This is a genomic window from Kitasatospora sp. NPDC002040 (assembly GCF_040296785.1).
GTDB lineage: Bacteria > Actinomycetota > Actinomycetes > Streptomycetales > Streptomycetaceae > Kitasatospora.
Genome location: NZ_JBEOXV010000015.1, coordinates 129,634 through 144,873, shown reverse-complemented (window position 1 = coordinate 144,873; position 15,240 = coordinate 129,634). Strand labels below are relative to the sequence as shown.

The 15,240-nt window shown below is 73.7% G+C and carries 14 protein-coding genes; 11 read left to right on the top strand and 3 right to left on the bottom strand.

What is annotated here, in order from left to right; all coding sequences use genetic code 11:
* Positions 1 to 156: 156 nt before the first annotated feature.
* The 7 genes from ABT118_RS26515 (at position 157) to ABT118_RS26485 (ending at position 7,461) form a co-directional block, all read left to right on the top strand.
* On the top strand, positions 157 to 1,002 hold the full coding sequence (locus ABT118_RS26515) for an ABC transporter permease (protein ID WP_350673865.1): 846 nt from the start codon (positions 157 to 159) through the stop codon (positions 1,000 to 1,002).
* Complete coding sequence (locus ABT118_RS26510; RefSeq protein WP_350673862.1) at positions 995 to 1,822, top strand: ABC transporter permease; 828 nt, start codon at positions 995 to 997, stop codon at positions 1,820 to 1,822. The genes ABT118_RS26515 and ABT118_RS26510 overlap by 8 nt, the downstream gene beginning before the upstream one ends.
* Positions 1,823 to 1,845: 23 nt before the next feature.
* A complete protein-coding gene (locus tag ABT118_RS26505) occupies positions 1,846 to 2,805 on the top strand; it encodes an ABC transporter ATP-binding protein (RefSeq protein WP_350673859.1) in 960 nt (319 codons plus the stop codon).
* 106 nt (positions 2,806 to 2,911) lie between these two features.
* Positions 2,912 to 4,024 (top strand): DegT/DnrJ/EryC1/StrS family aminotransferase, encoded by a 1,113-nt coding sequence (locus ABT118_RS26500; protein ID WP_350673856.1) that lies wholly within the window; start codon positions 2,912 to 2,914, stop codon positions 4,022 to 4,024.
* Complete coding sequence (locus tag ABT118_RS26495) at positions 4,014 to 5,027, top strand: Gfo/Idh/MocA family protein (RefSeq protein WP_350673853.1); 1,014 nt, start codon at positions 4,014 to 4,016, stop codon at positions 5,025 to 5,027. Before ABT118_RS26500 ends, ABT118_RS26495 begins: the two co-directional genes overlap by 11 nt.
* Positions 5,024 to 6,154: a glycosyltransferase family 2 protein gene (locus tag ABT118_RS26490; RefSeq protein WP_350673850.1), complete on the top strand. Its 1,131-nt coding sequence runs from the start codon at positions 5,024 to 5,026 to the stop codon at positions 6,152 to 6,154. The genes ABT118_RS26495 and ABT118_RS26490 overlap by 4 nt, the downstream gene beginning before the upstream one ends.
* 2 nt (positions 6,155 to 6,156) lie before the next feature.
* A complete protein-coding gene (locus ABT118_RS26485; RefSeq protein WP_350673847.1) occupies positions 6,157 to 7,461 on the top strand; it encodes a nucleotide sugar dehydrogenase in 1,305 nt (434 codons plus the stop codon).
* A 7-nt stretch (positions 7,462 to 7,468) separates the two neighbouring features.
* Here the strand turns inward: ABT118_RS26485 and ABT118_RS26480 are convergent, their stop codons facing one another.
* Positions 7,469 to 8,464, bottom strand: a complete 996-nt coding sequence (locus tag ABT118_RS26480) for a Gfo/Idh/MocA family protein (RefSeq protein ID WP_350673842.1) — start codon at positions 8,462 to 8,464, stop codon at positions 7,469 to 7,471.
* A 124-nt stretch (positions 8,465 to 8,588) separates the two neighbouring features.
* Here ABT118_RS26480 and ABT118_RS26475 point away from each other — a divergent pair, with 124 nt between their 5' ends.
* Both ABT118_RS26475 and ABT118_RS26470 read left to right on the top strand, forming a co-directional pair.
* Positions 8,589 to 9,890 carry a DUF445 domain-containing protein gene (locus ABT118_RS26475; RefSeq protein ID WP_350673840.1) on the top strand — a complete coding sequence of 434 codons (1,302 nt, stop codon included), beginning with the start codon at positions 8,589 to 8,591 and terminating at the stop codon, positions 9,888 to 9,890.
* 1 nt (position 9,891) lies between these two features.
* Entirely contained in the window at positions 9,892 to 10,968 is a 1,077-nt protein-coding gene (locus ABT118_RS26470) for an adenosine deaminase (RefSeq protein WP_350673837.1), read from the top strand.
* Positions 10,969 to 10,980: 12 nt separating this feature from the next.
* Here the strand turns inward: ABT118_RS26470 and ABT118_RS26465 are convergent, their stop codons facing one another.
* Complete coding sequence (locus ABT118_RS26465; RefSeq protein ID WP_350673834.1) at positions 10,981 to 12,066, bottom strand: Gfo/Idh/MocA family oxidoreductase; 1,086 nt, start codon at positions 12,064 to 12,066, stop codon at positions 10,981 to 10,983.
* A gap of 155 nt (positions 12,067 to 12,221) precedes the next feature.
* Complete coding sequence (locus tag ABT118_RS26460) at positions 12,222 to 13,163, bottom strand: lytic polysaccharide monooxygenase auxiliary activity family 9 protein (RefSeq protein ID WP_350673831.1); 942 nt, start codon at positions 13,161 to 13,163, stop codon at positions 12,222 to 12,224.
* A 306-nt stretch (positions 13,164 to 13,469) separates the two neighbouring features.
* Between ABT118_RS26460 and ABT118_RS26455 the strand changes: the two genes are divergently transcribed.
* Both ABT118_RS26455 and ABT118_RS26450 read left to right on the top strand, forming a co-directional pair.
* The gene (locus ABT118_RS26455; RefSeq protein ID WP_350673828.1) at positions 13,470 to 14,249 is read left to right on the top strand and encodes an HAD-IIA family hydrolase; all 780 of its coding nucleotides are present in this window, start codon (positions 13,470 to 13,472) and stop codon (positions 14,247 to 14,249) included.
* A gap of 136 nt (positions 14,250 to 14,385) precedes the next feature.
* Positions 14,386 to 15,096: a uracil-DNA glycosylase gene (locus ABT118_RS26450; protein WP_350673826.1), complete on the top strand. Its 711-nt coding sequence runs from the start codon at positions 14,386 to 14,388 to the stop codon at positions 15,094 to 15,096.
* Positions 15,097 to 15,240 lie beyond the last annotated feature (144 nt).

Genomic DNA, 15,240 nt, shown 5'->3' with positions numbered 1-15,240 from the left:
CAGCAGGATTGACGCAGCTCCGCCCGCAGCCTCCGGTACCCCCGGGGGTCAGCCGGTCGGGGCCGTTCGAGGCTGCCCCCGGCACCGGCCGGGGCCGCCGCCGAACTCGCTCCGGCTGTGCACTCCTGCCTGCCCAAAAGTCGACAAGGAGACAAAGTGCAGCTCGCGCAGCAGCTCCGGCCACCGGATCGGACCGCCTCGGCCCGGCTCTACCTCGCGGTGGCCGCCGGCTCGTTCCGCCGCCACTCCACCTACCGGGCCGCCACCCTGGCCGGGGCCTTCACCAACACCGTCTTCGGCTTCATCCTGGCCTACACCTTCCTCGCGCTCTGGCAGGCCAGGCCCGGCCTGGGCGGCTACGACACCGCCCAGGCGGTCACCTACATCTGGGTCAGCCAGTCCCTGCTGATCACCGTCGCGGTCTGGGGCGGCGGCTTCCAGGACGACGTCCAGGAGCGGTTCAGGAGCGGGGACATCGCGATCGACCTGTACCGGCCGGTGGACTTCATGGGCTGGTGGCTGGCGGCTGACCTGGGCCGGGCCGCGTTCCACCTGCTCGGCCGGGGCGTGGCACCGACCGTCGTCGGGGCGATCGCCTTCGACACCCGGCTGCCCGGCTCGCCGCTGGTCTGGGCCGCCTTCCTGCTCTCGGTGCTGCTGGCGGTGGTGGTCAGCTTCGGGCTGCGCTTCCTGGTCGCGCTCACCGGCTTCTGGCTGCACGACTCCGAGGGCATCCGCTCGGTGATGGTGGTGATCGCGCTGTTCTTCTCCGGCACGCTGCTGCCGGTGGCGCTCTACCCCGGCTGGCTGGGCGAGTTGGCGACGGTGCTGCCCTGGTCCGCGCTGGTGCAGATCCCCACCGATGTGCTGCTGGAGCGCCGGTCCGGCCTCGGTCTGCTCACCGGGCTCGCGTTCCAGGCGAGTTGGGCCGTGGTGCTGCTCGGCCTGGGCCGGGCCTGCCAGCTGCTGGCGACCCGCAAGGTGGTGGTCCAGGGTGGCTGAGAGCCTGGTGGTGCGGACGGGCTGGGCGCTGCGCTCGTGGTGGCTGGTGGCCTCGATGTGGAACCGCTCCAGCATGGCCTACCGGGCCTCGTTCGTGATGATGCTGATCGCCAGCACCGTCGTCACCGCGCTGGACTTCGTGGTGCTGCTGCTGATGTTCCAGCACACCGAACAGCTCGGCGGCTGGTCGTTCCCCGAGGTCGGCTTCCTGTACGGGACCTCGGCCTTCGGGCTGGGCATGGCCAACCTGCTGGTCGGCTGCGTGGACGCGCTCGGCAACCGGATCCGCACCGGCACCCTGGACACCATGCTGATCCGGCCCGCCGCAGCGCTGTCCCAGGTCTGCGCGGAGCGGTTCACCCTGCGCCGGGTCGGCCGCCCGCTCCAGGCGCTGGCCTTCCTGGGCTGGTCGATGACCCGGCTGGAGGTGCACTGGACGGCGGGCCGGGTGCTGCTGCTCCCGGTGCTGCTGGTCTGCGGCAGCGTCATCTTCGGTGCGGTCTTCATCGGCTTCGCCACCGTGCAGTTCTGGTGGGGCGAGGCGGCCGAGTTCCAGAACGCCTTCACCTACGGCGGGGCCACCGTGCTCCAGTACCCGCCCACCATCTTCGCCAGGGAACTGGTCGCCGGGCTGGTCTTCGGCCTCCCGCTGGCCTTCGTCAACTGGCTGCCCGCGCTGTACATCCTCGGCAAACCCGACCCGCTCGGCCTCCCGGTCGCGCTCCGCTTCGCCTCGCCGGTGGCCGCGCTGCTCTGCGTGCTGGCGGCCGGGCTGGCCTGGCGGACCGGCCTGCGGGCCTACCGCGGCACGGGCAACTGACACCACCTGAACAGGAGTCGGACATGGCACTGATCGAACTCGAGGACGTCCGCCGGGACTTCGTGATCCGGACCAGGACCGGCCGGCTGCGCCGGGAGAAGCGGGTGGTGCACGCGGTGGACGGGCTGAGCTTCACCGTCGGCGCGGGCGAGTGCGTCGGCTACATCGGCCCGAACGGCGCGGGCAAGTCCACCACCATCAAGATGCTCACCGGCATCCTGGTGCCCACCGCCGGGCGGCTCCGGGTGGCCGGGGTCGAACCGGCCCGGGAGCGGGTCGGGCTGGCCCGCCGGATCGGCGTGGTCTTCGGCCAGCGCACCACGCTCTGGTGGGACCTGCCGCTGCGCGACAGCTACGAACTGGCCCGCCGGATCTACCGGATCCCGCCCGACCGGTACCGGGCCAACCTGGCGCGCTGCGTCGAACTGCTGGACCTGGGAGCCCTGTTGGACACCCCCGTCCGGCAGCTCTCGCTCGGCCAGCGGATGCGCGGGGACCTGGCGGCGGCGCTGCTGCACGACCCCCAGGTGCTCTACCTGGACGAGCCCACCATCGGCCTGGACGTGGTGAGCAAGGCCAGGGTGCGGGAGTTCCTCCGCGAGGTGAACCGGGCCGAGGGCACCACTGTGCTGCTCACCACCCACGACCTGACCGACATCGAGCAGCTCTGCGGCCGGGTGATGGTGATCGACCACGGCCGGGTGGTCTACGACGGCGGCCTGGACGGGCTGCACACGGCCGGACGGAGCGAACGCACCCTGGTGGTCGACCTGGCCGAGGCCGGGCCCGCGATCTCCGTGCCCGGAGCCCGGGTGGTCCGGGTCGAGGGCCCCCGGCAGTGGCTGGCCTTCCCGGCCGAGCAGAGCGCCGCCCCGCTGGTCGCGGCGGTGGCGGAGCGCTACCCGCTGGTCGACCTGTCGGTCCGGGAGCCGGCCATCGAGGACGTGATCGCCCGGATGTACGCGGAGGTGGCGATCGGCTGACCCGTTCGACCGCCGTCACTCGTCCGGGTGAGCGCGGTGACTCCGGGGTGTCGGCGGCAGTTGACACTCCGGATCACCGGACGGGGTTTGTGAGGGGTGCAGGCGGATGGCTCAGCTGGTCGGGGAGTCGGTGCCGGTCCCGCGGTCCGAGGCGGTGCCGGTGGCGCGGCCGGTGATCGGCGAGGCGGAGATCGCCGCGGCGGTCCGGGTGCTGCGCAGCGGATCGGTGGTCCAGGGGCCCGAAGTGGCGGCGTTCGAGCGGGAGTTCGCCGAGCTGGTGGACGGGCGGCACTGCGTGGCCGTCAACTCCGGTACGTCCGCGCTGCAGTTGGCGCTGGCGGCGGTCGGCATCGGACCCGGTGACGAGGTGGTGGTGCCGTCGTTCTCGTTCGCCGCCACCGCCAACGCGGTCCGGCTGGTCGGCGCCGAGCCGGTCTTCGCCGACATCGACCCGGACACCTTCTGCCTCGACCCGGCGGCGGTGCGGGCCGCGATCGGCCCGCGCACCGCCGCCCTGCTCCCGGTCCACCTGTACGGGCACCCGGCCGCGATGGGCGAGCTGACCGGGCTGGCCGACCGGCACGGCCTGGCCCTGGTCGAGGACGCCTGCCAGGCGCACGGCGCGACCCTGGCCGGGCGGCCGGTGGGCGCGTTCGGCACCGCCGGGTGCTTCAGCTTCTACCCGACCAAGAACATGCACGCCCTGGAGGGCGGCATGGTCACCGTCGCGGACCCCGCGCTGGCCCGCAGGCTCCGGCTGCTGCGGAACCAGGGGATGGAGCAGCCGTACCGGAACGAGATCGTCGGGGCGAATCTGCGGATGACCGATGTCTCGGCGGCGGTCGGCCGGGTCCAGCTCGGGCGGCTGCCCGCGGCCACCGAGCGCCGCCGGGCCCACGCGGCGCTGCTGGACCGGGAGTTGGCCGGTACCGGACTGCGGCTCCCGGTGGCGGCGGCGGGCGCGCGGCACGTCTACCACCAGTACACCGTCCGGGTGCCCGGCCAACGGGAGGAGTTCCGGCGGGAGTTGGCCGGGGCCGGGGTGGCGACCGAGGTGTACTACCCGGTGCCGATCCACCGGCTGCCGCCCTTCCCCGGGCGGTGGGCGCTGCCGGAGACCGAGCGGGCGGTGGCCGAGGTGGTCTCGCTGCCGGTGCACCCCACGCTGTCGGCCGAGGAGCTGGACCGGGTGGTCCGGGCGGTGCGGCATGCGGTCTGACGGCCGGGAGCCCGGCCGAGGGCGGCCGCTGCGGGCCGGGCTGATCGGACTCGGCGCGATGGGGCGCAACCACGCCCGGGTGCTCGCCGGACTGGACGGGGTCGAGCTGGTCGGGGTGGTCGACCCGGCGGGCGGCACCGTCCTGGGCGGCGCACCCGTGCTGGCCGAGCTCAACGACCTGCTCGCGCTGGGGATCGACTACGCGGTGGTGGCCTGCCCGACGGCCCAGCACGAGGGCGTCGGCCTGCGGCTGGCGGTGGCGGGCGTACCGGCGCTGATCGAGAAGCCGCTCGCGCACGACGCCAGGGCCGCCCGCCGGCTGGTCGAGGCGTTCCGGGGCCTGGTCGCCGGGGTCGGCCACGTCGAGCGCTACAACCCGGCGCTGCAGCAGCTCAGGGCCCGGCTGGCGAACGGCGAACTCGGCGAGGTCTACCAGGTCTCGACCCGCCGTCAGGGCCCGTTCCCGAGCCGGATCGCCGACATCGGCGTGGTCAAGGACCTGGCCACCCACGACATCGACCTGACCGGCTGGATCACCGGCCAGCCGTACGCCTCGGTGGCCGCCAGGACGGTCCGCAAGAGCGGCCGCCCGCACGAGGACATGGTGGCGGTGGTCGGCACGCTGGCCGACGGCACCATGGTCAGCCACCTGGTCAACTGGCTCAGCCCGCAGAAGGAGCGGTACGTGGCGGTGACCGGCGAGCGCGGCTGCCTGGTCGCCGACACGCTGACCGCCGACCTCACCCGTCAGGTGAACGGCGCGGTGGCCACCGAGTGGGACACCGTCCGCGCGTTCCGGGGGGTCGCCGAGGGCGACGTGATCCGGTACGCCTTCCGCAAGCGGGAGCCGCTGCTCAGCCTGCACGAGCAGTTCCGCGAGGCGGTGGCCGGGCGGCCGGCCGAGACGGTCGGGCTGGCCGAGGGCCTGCACACCGTGGAGGTGGCCGAATCGGTGCTGGCCGCCGCCGGACGACAGAACCTGTTGGGAGTACCGACCCGATGACCGAGCAGCCCGGATCCTCTGCGCCCTCCGAGCCCTCCGCGCCCGATGTCACCGTGGTGGTCGCGGTCTACAACACCATGCCGTACCTGACGGCCTGTCTGACCTCGCTGGCCGAACAGTCCATCGGTGCGGACCGGATGGAGGTGGTCGCGGTCGACGACGGCTCCACCGACGGCAGCGGCGCCGAGCTGGAGCGGTTCGCCCGGGCCCACCCCGGGCTGTTCCGGATCGAGCGGCAGGCCAACTCCGGCGGCCCGGCCGCCCCCACCAACCGGGCGACGGAACTGGCCCGGGGGCGCTACGTGTTCTACCTCGGCGCCGACGACTGGCTCGGCCCGGAGGCGCTGCAGCGGCTGGTCGCGATGGCCGACCGGTACCGCTCGGACGTGGTGCTCGGCCGGATGGTCGGGGTCGGCGGCCGGCACGTCCCGCAGGGCATCTTCGACCGCACCGAGCCCTCGGTCGGCTTCACCGACTCCGCGCTCGCCTGGGCGCTCTCCGACACCAAGCTGTTCCGCCGCGAGCCGCTGGTGCGGCACGGCCTCCGCCGCCGCGAGGACCTGCCGGTCTACTCCGACCAGCCGTTCACGCTGCAGGCGCTGCTGCTGGCCGGGCGGATCTCGGTGCTGGCCGACTACGACTGCTACCACGCGGTGCTCCGCGCCGACCGGGGCAACACCACGGTGCGCTCCGACCACCGCGACCGGCTGCGCGGGCTGGCCGAGATCCTCGCCGTCACCGACCGGCTGACCGAACCGGGCGAGGTGCGGCGGGCCCTGCACCTGCGCCACTTCGGCTGGGACGTCCCGCAGTTGCTCCAGGCCGGGCTGCTCGCGCTGCCCCTGGCCGAGCAGCGGCAGGTGATCGCCGGGGTCGGCCTGCTGGTCGCCGAGTACTGCACGGTGCTGGACGCGCTCGGGGAGCCGGAGCGGCTCCGGCTGGAGCTGGCGGCGGCCGGGCGGCACCGGGCGGTGCTCGGCCTGATCGAGGACGAACTCGGCCGGGGCGAACCCCGGTTCGCGCTGCCCCGGCAGCTCTGGCGGGAACTGGTGCCCGAACGGGCCCGGCGCGAGCTGCGCCGACGGCAGGGCTGGCGGAGCTTCGCCAACCGGATCGGTGGGAGTTGACGGTGGGTCGGACGATCTGTGTGGTCGGGCTGGGGAAGATCGGGCTGCCGCTCGCGGTGCAGTGCGCGGGGAAGGGGCACCGGGTGCTCGGCGTGGACACCGCGCCCGGGGTGGTCCGGCAGGTGAACGAGGGCCGGCCGCCCTTCCCGGGCGAGGCCGAACTGGCCGAGCGGCTCGAGCTCGCGCTCAGCAGCGGGCAGTTGACCGCCTCGGTGGACACCGCGGCGGCGGTGGCCGAGGCGGACGCCGTGCTGGTCGCGGTACCGCTGCTGACCGGCCCGGACGAGCAGCCCGACTTCGGCCTGCTGGACGCCGCCACCGCCGCCGTCGCGGCCGGGCTGCGCCCGGGCACCCTGGTCGGCTACGAGACCACGCTCCCGGTCGGCACCACGGCCGGCCGGCTGGCCACGGCGCTGGCCGAGGGCTCGGGCCTGCGCCCCGGGGCCGACTTCGCGCTGGTGTTCAGCCCCGAACGGGTCTCCTCGGGGCGGGTCTTCGCCGACCTGCGGCGCTACCCGAAGCTGGTCGGCGGGATCGACGAGCGCTCCACCCGGCAGGGCGTCGAGTTCTACCGGGACGTACTGGACTTCGACCCGCGCCCCGACCTGCCCCGCCCGAACGGGGTCTGGGCGCTCGGCTCGGCCGAGGCGGCGGAGTTCGCCAAGCTCGCCGAGACCACCTACCGGGACGTCAACATCGGCCTGGCCAACCAGTTCGCCCGGTACGCCGACCGGATCGGGGTGGACCTCGGCGAGGTGATCGAGGCCTGCAACTCGCAGCCGTACAGCCACCTGCACCAGCCGGGCGTGGCGGTCGGCGGCCACTGCATCCCGGTCTACCCGAGGCTCTACCTGTGGGGTGACCCGTCCGCGACCGTGGTCCGGGCCGGCCGGGCGGCCAACCTGGCGATGCCCGGGTACGCGGTCGGCCGGCTGGAGCAGGCGCTCGGCGGGCTGGCCGGAGTCGCGGTGCTGGTGCTCGGCGCCGCCTACCGGGGCGGGGTCAGGGAGACCGCGCACTCCGGCGTCTTCCCGCTGGTGGACGCGCTCTGGGCGGCCGGGGCCAGGCCCTATGTCGCCGATCCGCTGTACCGCGCGGAGGAGTTGACCGCGCTCGGCCTGCCGCCGCACCGGGGCGAGCCGGTCGGGGCGGCGGTGGTGCAGACCGACCACCCCGAGTACCGGACCCTCGGGGCGGCCGACCTGCCGGGCGTCCGGGCGCTGCTCGACGGCCGCCGGATCACCGACCCGGACCGCTGGCCGGGCGTACTGCGGATCGTGCTGGGCGCTCCCCTGGCCTCGCCCTGACGGGCTGTCACTCGCCCGGGTAGCGGACCCCGATCTGCGCCCGGACGGCATCCAGGGTCCGCATCACCGCGAGCGTGCCGTCCAGCGGGACCAGCGGCGACTCGGTCAGCCCGGCCCGCAGGCAGCGGACCACCTCGGCCGCCTCCAGCCCGAGCCCGTGGACCGGGCCGCGCTCGAACCCGACCTCCTCGGCGGGCTTGCCGTCCCGGTGCAGGACGAAGCCGTCGGCGTGGAAGAAGTCGGTCGGCAGCTCGATCCGGCCGGTGCTGCCGTGCACCGAGGCCCGCTGGCCGTACTCGGCCACCAGCGAGCAGCTGAGCAGCGACAGCGCGCCGTCGGCGTGGCCCAGCACGACGGCGGTGTGCTCGTCCACGCCCTCCGGGGTCAGCACGGCCACCGCCGTGACCTGCTCGGGCTCGCCCAGCAGCAGGTGGGCGAAGGAGACCGGGTAGACACCGAGGTCCAGCAGGGCGCCGCCGCCTGCCGCCGGGTCCCGCAGCCGGTGGCCCGGGTCGACCGGGGTCGGGAACCCGAAGTCGGCGTGCACCGCGCGGACCCGGCCGATCGCGCCGTTCCGGACCAGCTCGGCGACCCGGCGGACGGCCGGGTTGAGGTACATCCACATCGCCTCCATCAGGAAGCGGCCCTCCGCCCGGGCGGTGCCGACCAGCTGCTCCGCCTGACGGAGGTTCAGGGTGAACGGCTTCTCGCACAGCACCGCCTTCCCGGCCGCCAGCATCAGCGCGGTGGCGTCCAGGTGGGCGGCGTGCGGGGTGGCCACGTAGACCACGTCGACGTCCGGGTCGGCGGCCAGCTCGGCCCAGGAGCCGTACGCCCGGGGGATGCCGAAGCGGTCGGCGAAGGCGCGCGCCGGGCCCTCGGCCCTGGAGGCCACCGCGGCCACCTCGGCGCCGGGGACGGTGAGCAGGTCCTCGGTGAAGGCCGCGGCTATCCCGCCGGTGGCGAGGATGCCCCAGCGGATGGGTCGGTCGGAGCTGGTCATGGGGCGGGACACCTCTCGAAAGGTCCGGCGCGGGCTGGCCTGGCGCGAGCCAGTGTCCCTGATCTGTCCCGGAGAAGCTCGTGGCATCGTCGGATGATCGGGCCGGGCGGGGCAGACTGTCGGTGTGAGCGTCGATCAGAAGGTCCGGCCCGGGGTCGGCTTGGGAGTCAGCTTCACGGCGGCCGACGAGGAGAAGCGGCGTGGCGTCCGGCGGATGAAGCTGTTCGCCACCGGCCTGTTCGGGCTGGCCACGGTGGTCTTCGGCCTGGCCACCTGGGCCGATTCGGCCGGGGCGGGGGCCTGGGCCGGGTACGTCGCGGCGGCGGCCGAGGCGGGCATGGTCGGTGCGCTGGCGGACTGGTTCGCCGTCACCGCGCTGTTCCGCCGCCCGTTCGGGCTGCCGATCCCGCACACCGCGATCATCCCGACCAAGAAGGACGCCTTCGGCCAGTCGCTCGGCGACTTCGTCGGCGACAACTTCCTCTCCGCCCCGGTGGTCCGGGACCGGCTGGCCCGGATCGGGATCGCCCGCCGGCTGGGCGAGTGGCTGGCCGCGCCGGGCAGCGCCGAGCGGGTCACCAGCGAGGCGGCGGCCGCACTGCGCGGGGTGCTGGCGGTGCTGAACGACGACGACGTGCAGGCGGTGGTGGCCGAGGCGGTCACCCGGCGGGCGGCCGCCACCTCGGTGGCCGAACCGGCCGGCCGGCTGCTCGGCAAGGTGGTCGCCGAGGGCGGCCACCACGGGGTGGTGGACCTGGTCGCCGTCCGGGTGCACGACTGGCTGACGGAGCACCACCAGGACGTGGTCGAGCGGGTCACCCGCAAGAGCCCGGGCTGGACGCCGAAGTTCATCGACCACCAGGTCGGCGAGCGGGTGCACAAGGAGCTGATGCGCTTCGTCACCCACATCCGGGACGACCCGCAGCACCCGGCCCGGGGAGCGATCGACAACTTCCTGGCCGAGTTCGCCACCGAGCTCCAGGAGGACCCGGAGACCATCGCCCGGGTCGAGCGGGCCAAGGGCGACCTGCTGGCCCGGCCGGAGGTGCAGGAGCTGATCGCCAGCTCCTGGTCGGCCGTCCGCACCCTGGTGCTGACCGCCGCCGAGGACGAGCAGAGCGAGCTGCGCCGCCGGATCCGGGACGGGCTGCGCTCGTTCGGCCGCCGGCTCGCCACCGACCCGAAGCTGCAGGCGAAGACCGACGGCTGGCTGCAGGACGCGGCGCAGTACGTGGTCGAGACCTACCGGGCCGAGATCACCTCGCTGATCTCGGACACGGTCGCAGGCTGGGACGCGGACGACGCCTCCCGCAAGATCGAGGCCAACGTCGGCCGGGACCTCCAGTTCATCCGGATCAACGGCACCGTGGTCGGCGCGCTGGCCGGGCTGCTGATCCACACCGTGGCGACCGCACTGGCGGGTTAGCATGACGCGTCTGCGTCGTACGAAGGAGAACGAAGTGGTGACCCAGGGCAAGCGCGGCATCGAGGCGTTCATCGCCGGGATGCCCAAGGCGGAACTCCACGTCCACCACGTCGGCTCCGCCTCCCCCCGGGTGGTGGCCGAACTGGCCGCCCGGCACCAGGGCCTGACCAAGGTTCCGCTGGACCCGGCCGCGCTGGCGGAGTACTTCACCTTCACCGACTTCGGCCACTTCATCGAGGTCTACCTCAGCGTGGTCGACCTGATCCGCGATGCCGAGGACGTCCGGGCGCTCACCTACGGCGTGGCCGAGGACATGGCCCGGCAGAACATCCGCTACGCCGAGCTGACCGTCACGCCGTACTCCTCGGTCAGCCGGGGCATCCCGGACGTGGCCTTCATGGAGGCGATCGAGGACGCCCGCAAGGCCGCCGAGAAGGAACTCGGCGTGGTGCTGCGCTGGTGCTTCGACATCCCCGGCGAGGCCGGTCTGGCCGCCGCCGAGGAGACCGCCCGGCTGGCCGTCGACCTGGCGCCCGAGGGCCTGGTCAGCTTCGGCCTGGGCGGCCCCGAGATCGGGGTGCCGCGCCCGCAGTTCAAGCCCTACTTCGACCGGGCCCGCGCGGCCGGTCTGCACAGCGTCCCGCACGCGGGCGAGACCACCGGGCCCGAGACGGTCTGGGACGCCCTGCGGGTGCTCGGCGCCGAGCGGATCGGCCACGGCACCCAGGCGGTCAAGGACCCGTCGCTGCTGGACTGGCTCGGTGAGCACCGCATCCCGCTGGAGGTCTGCCCGACCTCCAACATCGCCACCCGGGCGGTGGAGCGGATGGAGGAGCACCCGATCCGTCAGATGGTCGACGCGGGCCTGCTGGTGACGGTCAACAGCGACGACCCGCCGATGTTCGGCACCGACCTGAACACCGAGTACGCCGTCGCCGCCCGGCTGCTCGACCTGGACGAGGCCGGGGTCGCCGGGCTGGCGCGGAACGCCGTCGAGGCGTCCTTCCTGGACGCCCCCGGCAAGGCCCGGATCATCGGTGAGATCGACCAGTACCTCGCCGGGTGGGACCGGGGCTGATCCGCCCGGGCCCTAGGGCGCGTGCGGGAGGCGGACCGTGCTGCCGGTGGCGGCGGAGTTGCGGGCCGCCTCCAGCACGGTGAGGGTCGCGACGGCGTCGCGCGGGTTCACCGGGGGCGGGGTGCCGTCGGCGAGGGCGGCGGCGATGCCCGCGTAGTAGGCCGGGTAGTCACCGGGCTCGGTGGGGCAGGGGGCTGACGAACCGTCGGTGCCCAGTACGCCGTACCGGTCCGGGGCCTCGGTGCCCCACGGGGCGCCGGAGCCGGGCCGCCGGCCGCTCCGCAGCGCGTTCTCCTGCGGGTCCATCCCGAACTTCACGTACCCCGCGCTGTCGCCGAGCACCCGCAGCCGGGGCCCGCCGAGCGCGGTGACGGCGCTGGTCCACAGGTGCGAGCGGACGCCCGAGAGGTGGGTCAGGGCCAGGAAGGCGTCGTCGTCCACGGCCGCGCCGTCCCGGCGGATGTCGATCTCGGCGTAGACCGACCCGACCGGACCGAACAGCGTGAGCGCCTGGTCGACCAGGTGACTGCCCAGGTCGTACAGGGTGCCGCCGACCTCGGCCGGGTCGGCCAGCTCCCGCCAGCCCGCCTTGGGCTTGGGCCGGAACCGCTCGAACCTGGACTCGAACCGGTGCACCCGGCCGAGCGCGCCCTCCTCCACCAGCCGGCGGGCGGTCAGGAAGTCGCCGTCCCAGCGGCGGTTCTGGAACACCGAGAGCAGGGTGCCGGTGCGATCCGCCAGCCGGCACAGCTCGGCCGCCTCGGCGGCGGTCGCGGCCAGCGGCTTGTCCACCACGGTCGGCAGCCCGGCGGTCAGTGCGGTGCGGGCCAGCGGGACGTGGGTGCGGTTGGGCGAGGCGACCACCACCAGGTCGAGCCGGCCCTCGGCGGCCTCCTCGAACAGCTGCTCGGGCGTGGCCAGCGGACGGGCGTCCGGGTGCTCGCGGTGCAGCTGGGCCCGGCGGTCGGGGTTGGCGGTGACCACGGCGTCCAGCCGCAGCCCCGGGGTGGTGGCGATCAGCGGGGCGTGGAAGGCGGAGCCGGCCAGGCCGTAGCCGACCAGACCGACGCGGAACGGGGGGCGGGGCTCGCTGCTCATGCCCTCACTCAACCACGGCCCCCGCTCCGGGCGGGTGCGACGCGTACGGCCGACCGCGGGTACGGCCGACCGGGTGCGGTGCGGGGGTGCGGGGCGGTGGCGTGATTCGGACTGCGGGCCGCTGTGGGGTGGCGGCCCGCAGTCCGGGTCCGGGGTCAGCGGGCGTGCAGGCCCGCGGTGCGGCGGCGGCGGTGCATGACGGCGACGGCGCCGCCGGCCAGGATGAACGAGCTGCCGACCGCGGCCATCAGACCGGTGGAGCGGTCGGTGCCGGTCTGGGCCAGCTCCTGGGTGGTGCCGGCCGGGGCGGCGGCCGCCGGAGCAGCGGCAGCCGGGGCGACCGCGGGCACGGCCGCGGCCGGTGCGGCGGCGGGCGCGAGGGCCGGGGCGGCGGCGTGGTCGTGGTGCTCGGTGGTGTCCGAGGCGGCGACGACGGCGGCCGGGGCCGCGGCGGTGCCGCTGCCGTCGAAGGCGACGTCGGAGCAGGTGTAGAACGCCTCCGGGCTGTCCGAGCGCTGCCAGATCGCGTAGATCATCTGACGGCCGGTCTTACCGGTCGGGATGGTCACCGGGAACGAGTAGTACCCGTTCACCACCACCGGGTCGGTGATGCTCGCGAACGGGGTGGTGTCCAGGTTCGACCAGCTCAGCGGCAGGCTCGGGTTGTAGCTGCTGTTGGTCAGGAAGAGCTGGAAGGTGCCCCGGTGCGGCGCGGTGGCCCGGAACTTGAAGGTGGTGCTGGCGCCGGCGGTGAGGTTGGTGGCCGGCCAGTCGGTGCGGGGCAGGTCGAGACCGACGAACTCGGCGGCGTTGGCGCTGCACAGGCGGCCGTCCGGGATCAGCTGGCGGTGGCGGCCGGCCGCGTCACCGATCCGGACGCCGTTCCAGTCGTACATGGCCTGGGTGCCGCCGTAGGCGATGGCGGCCTTGCAGGCGGCCGACTTGGGCTGCTCGGGGCCCTCCAGGTAACAGCCGTAGACCCGGCTGAGCGGGTTCTGCAGCGAGCCGTGGGCGGTGGCGGTGCCGGCGCCGAGCGCGGTGGTGGCCAGCGCGGTGCCGGCCAGTGCGACGACGACGGCGGTGCGACGAATACTCATGGTGGGGGTACTCCTTCAGCGGTGGGGGTCGCTGACAAGTACGCTAGCCAGGCGCCGCTTGGCAGTTGACGGGCCTTCAGATTGTTAGGAACCCTTTAAGACTCCCTTGAGGCGGACATGAGGACGCGCCCGAGGGGCGGATCGGGGCGTCCGGTGGGCGGGACGTGCTGCCGTCGGGCAGGTGTGCGGATTAGGCTGTGCCCCGTTGGGGCAGCGCAGTATCCCTGGTGGGGCCCTCCGGGGCCGGCACCTCACAGCAATCCGCACGACCTCGCACCACCTCGTACGACTTCGGGAGACACGCACGTGGCAGAGCGCAAGCCCATCGAGTCCTGGCTGACCGACATGGACGGCGTCCTCATTCACGAGGGCACGCCGATCCCCGGCGCGGAGGAGTTCCTCCGCCGCCTGCGGGAGTCCGGCAAGCCGTTCCTGGTGCTGACCAACAACTCCATCTACACCCCCCGGGACCTCAGCGCCCGCCTGGCCGGGATGGGCCTGGAGGTGCCGGAGGAGTGCATCTGGACCTCGGCCCTGGCCACCGCCAAGTTCCTCAAGGGCCAGCGCCCCAACGGCACCGCGTACGTGATCGGCGAGGCCGGTCTGACCACCGCGCTCTACCAGGCCGGCTACGTGCTGACCGACAAGGACCCGGACTACGTCGTCCTCGGCGAGACCCGGACCTACAGCTTCGAGGCGCTGACCAAGGCGATCCGCCTGATCAACGCGGGGGCCCGGTTCATCTGCACCAACCCGGACGAGACCGGCCCCTCCACCGAGGGCGTGCTGCCGGCCACCGGCTCGGTCGCGGCGCTGATCACCAAGGCGACCGGGGTCGACCCGTACTTCGTCGGCAAGCCCAACCCGCTGATGATGCGCGAGGCGCTGAACAGCGCGGGCGCCCACTCCGAGAGCGCCGTGATGATCGGCGACCGGATGGACACCGACATCGTGGCGGGCATGGAGGCCGGCATGGAGACCATCCTGGTGCTCACCGGCCTGACCGCCGAGGCGGACGTGGAGCGCTTCCCGTACCGGCCGACCCGGGTCTTCAAGTCGATCGCCGACGTGATCGAGCTGATCTGACGACCCGGTCGTCGCCCGTGCCGTCGCCGTCTGTGCCCCTCCGGTCCCGTGCCGACCTGAGGGGCACAGACGTGTCGGTGGGAGTGTGTAGCGTTCGGGGTGTCAGAGGTTGTGGTGCGGTGAGAGGCAGTGGGCTGTGACGGAGCTGGTGGAGACGGTGGCCGGGTTCGAGGTGCCGGAGTCCTGGCGCGGGGCGCTGGCAGGGGAGTTGGCGAAGCCGTACTTCGGCGAGCTGGCGGCCTTCGTGGCGGAGCAGCGAGCCGAGCACCAGGTCTTCCCGCCCAGCGGGCAGGAGTTCGCGGCCCTGGCGGCCACCCCGTACGACCGAGTTCGGGTGCTGGTGCTCGGTCAGGACCCGTACCACGACGACAACCAGGCGCACGGGATGAGCTTCTCGGTGCAGCCCGGCGTCAAGACCCCGCCCTCGCTGCGGAACATGTTCAAGGAGCTGGACGCCGACCTCGGCATCCCCGCCCCTGACAACGGCTACCTGATGCACTGGGCCGAGCAGGGCGTGCTGCTGCTCAACGCGGTGCTCACGGTCCGCGCCCACGAGGCCAACTCGCACAAGGGCAAGGGCTGGGAGAAGTTCACCGACGCGGTGATCACGGCGGTCAGCGACCGGCCCGAGCCCTGCGTCTTCGTGCTCTGGGGCAACTACGCGAAGAAGAAGCTGCCGCTGATCGACACCTCGCGGCACGTGGTGGTGCAGGGGGCGCACCCCTCGCCGCTGTCGGCCCGGCTGTTCTTCGGCAGCCGTCCGTTCTCGCAGATCAACGAGGCGCTGACCGGCTTCGGCAGCGAGCCGATCGACTGGCGGGTGCCGAACCTGGCCGAGCAGGGCTGACGGTTCGTTCCCCCGGGGCTGGGTTGTCAGGGGCCGGGCGGTTGTCCGGGTGCCGGGCGTTCGCCCGGGGTCGGCACCGGCTGTGCGAAGCTGGTGCCGATCTTGGGGCGCGCGGTTCGGGGCCCTGCTCGGGGGAGTCGGGGG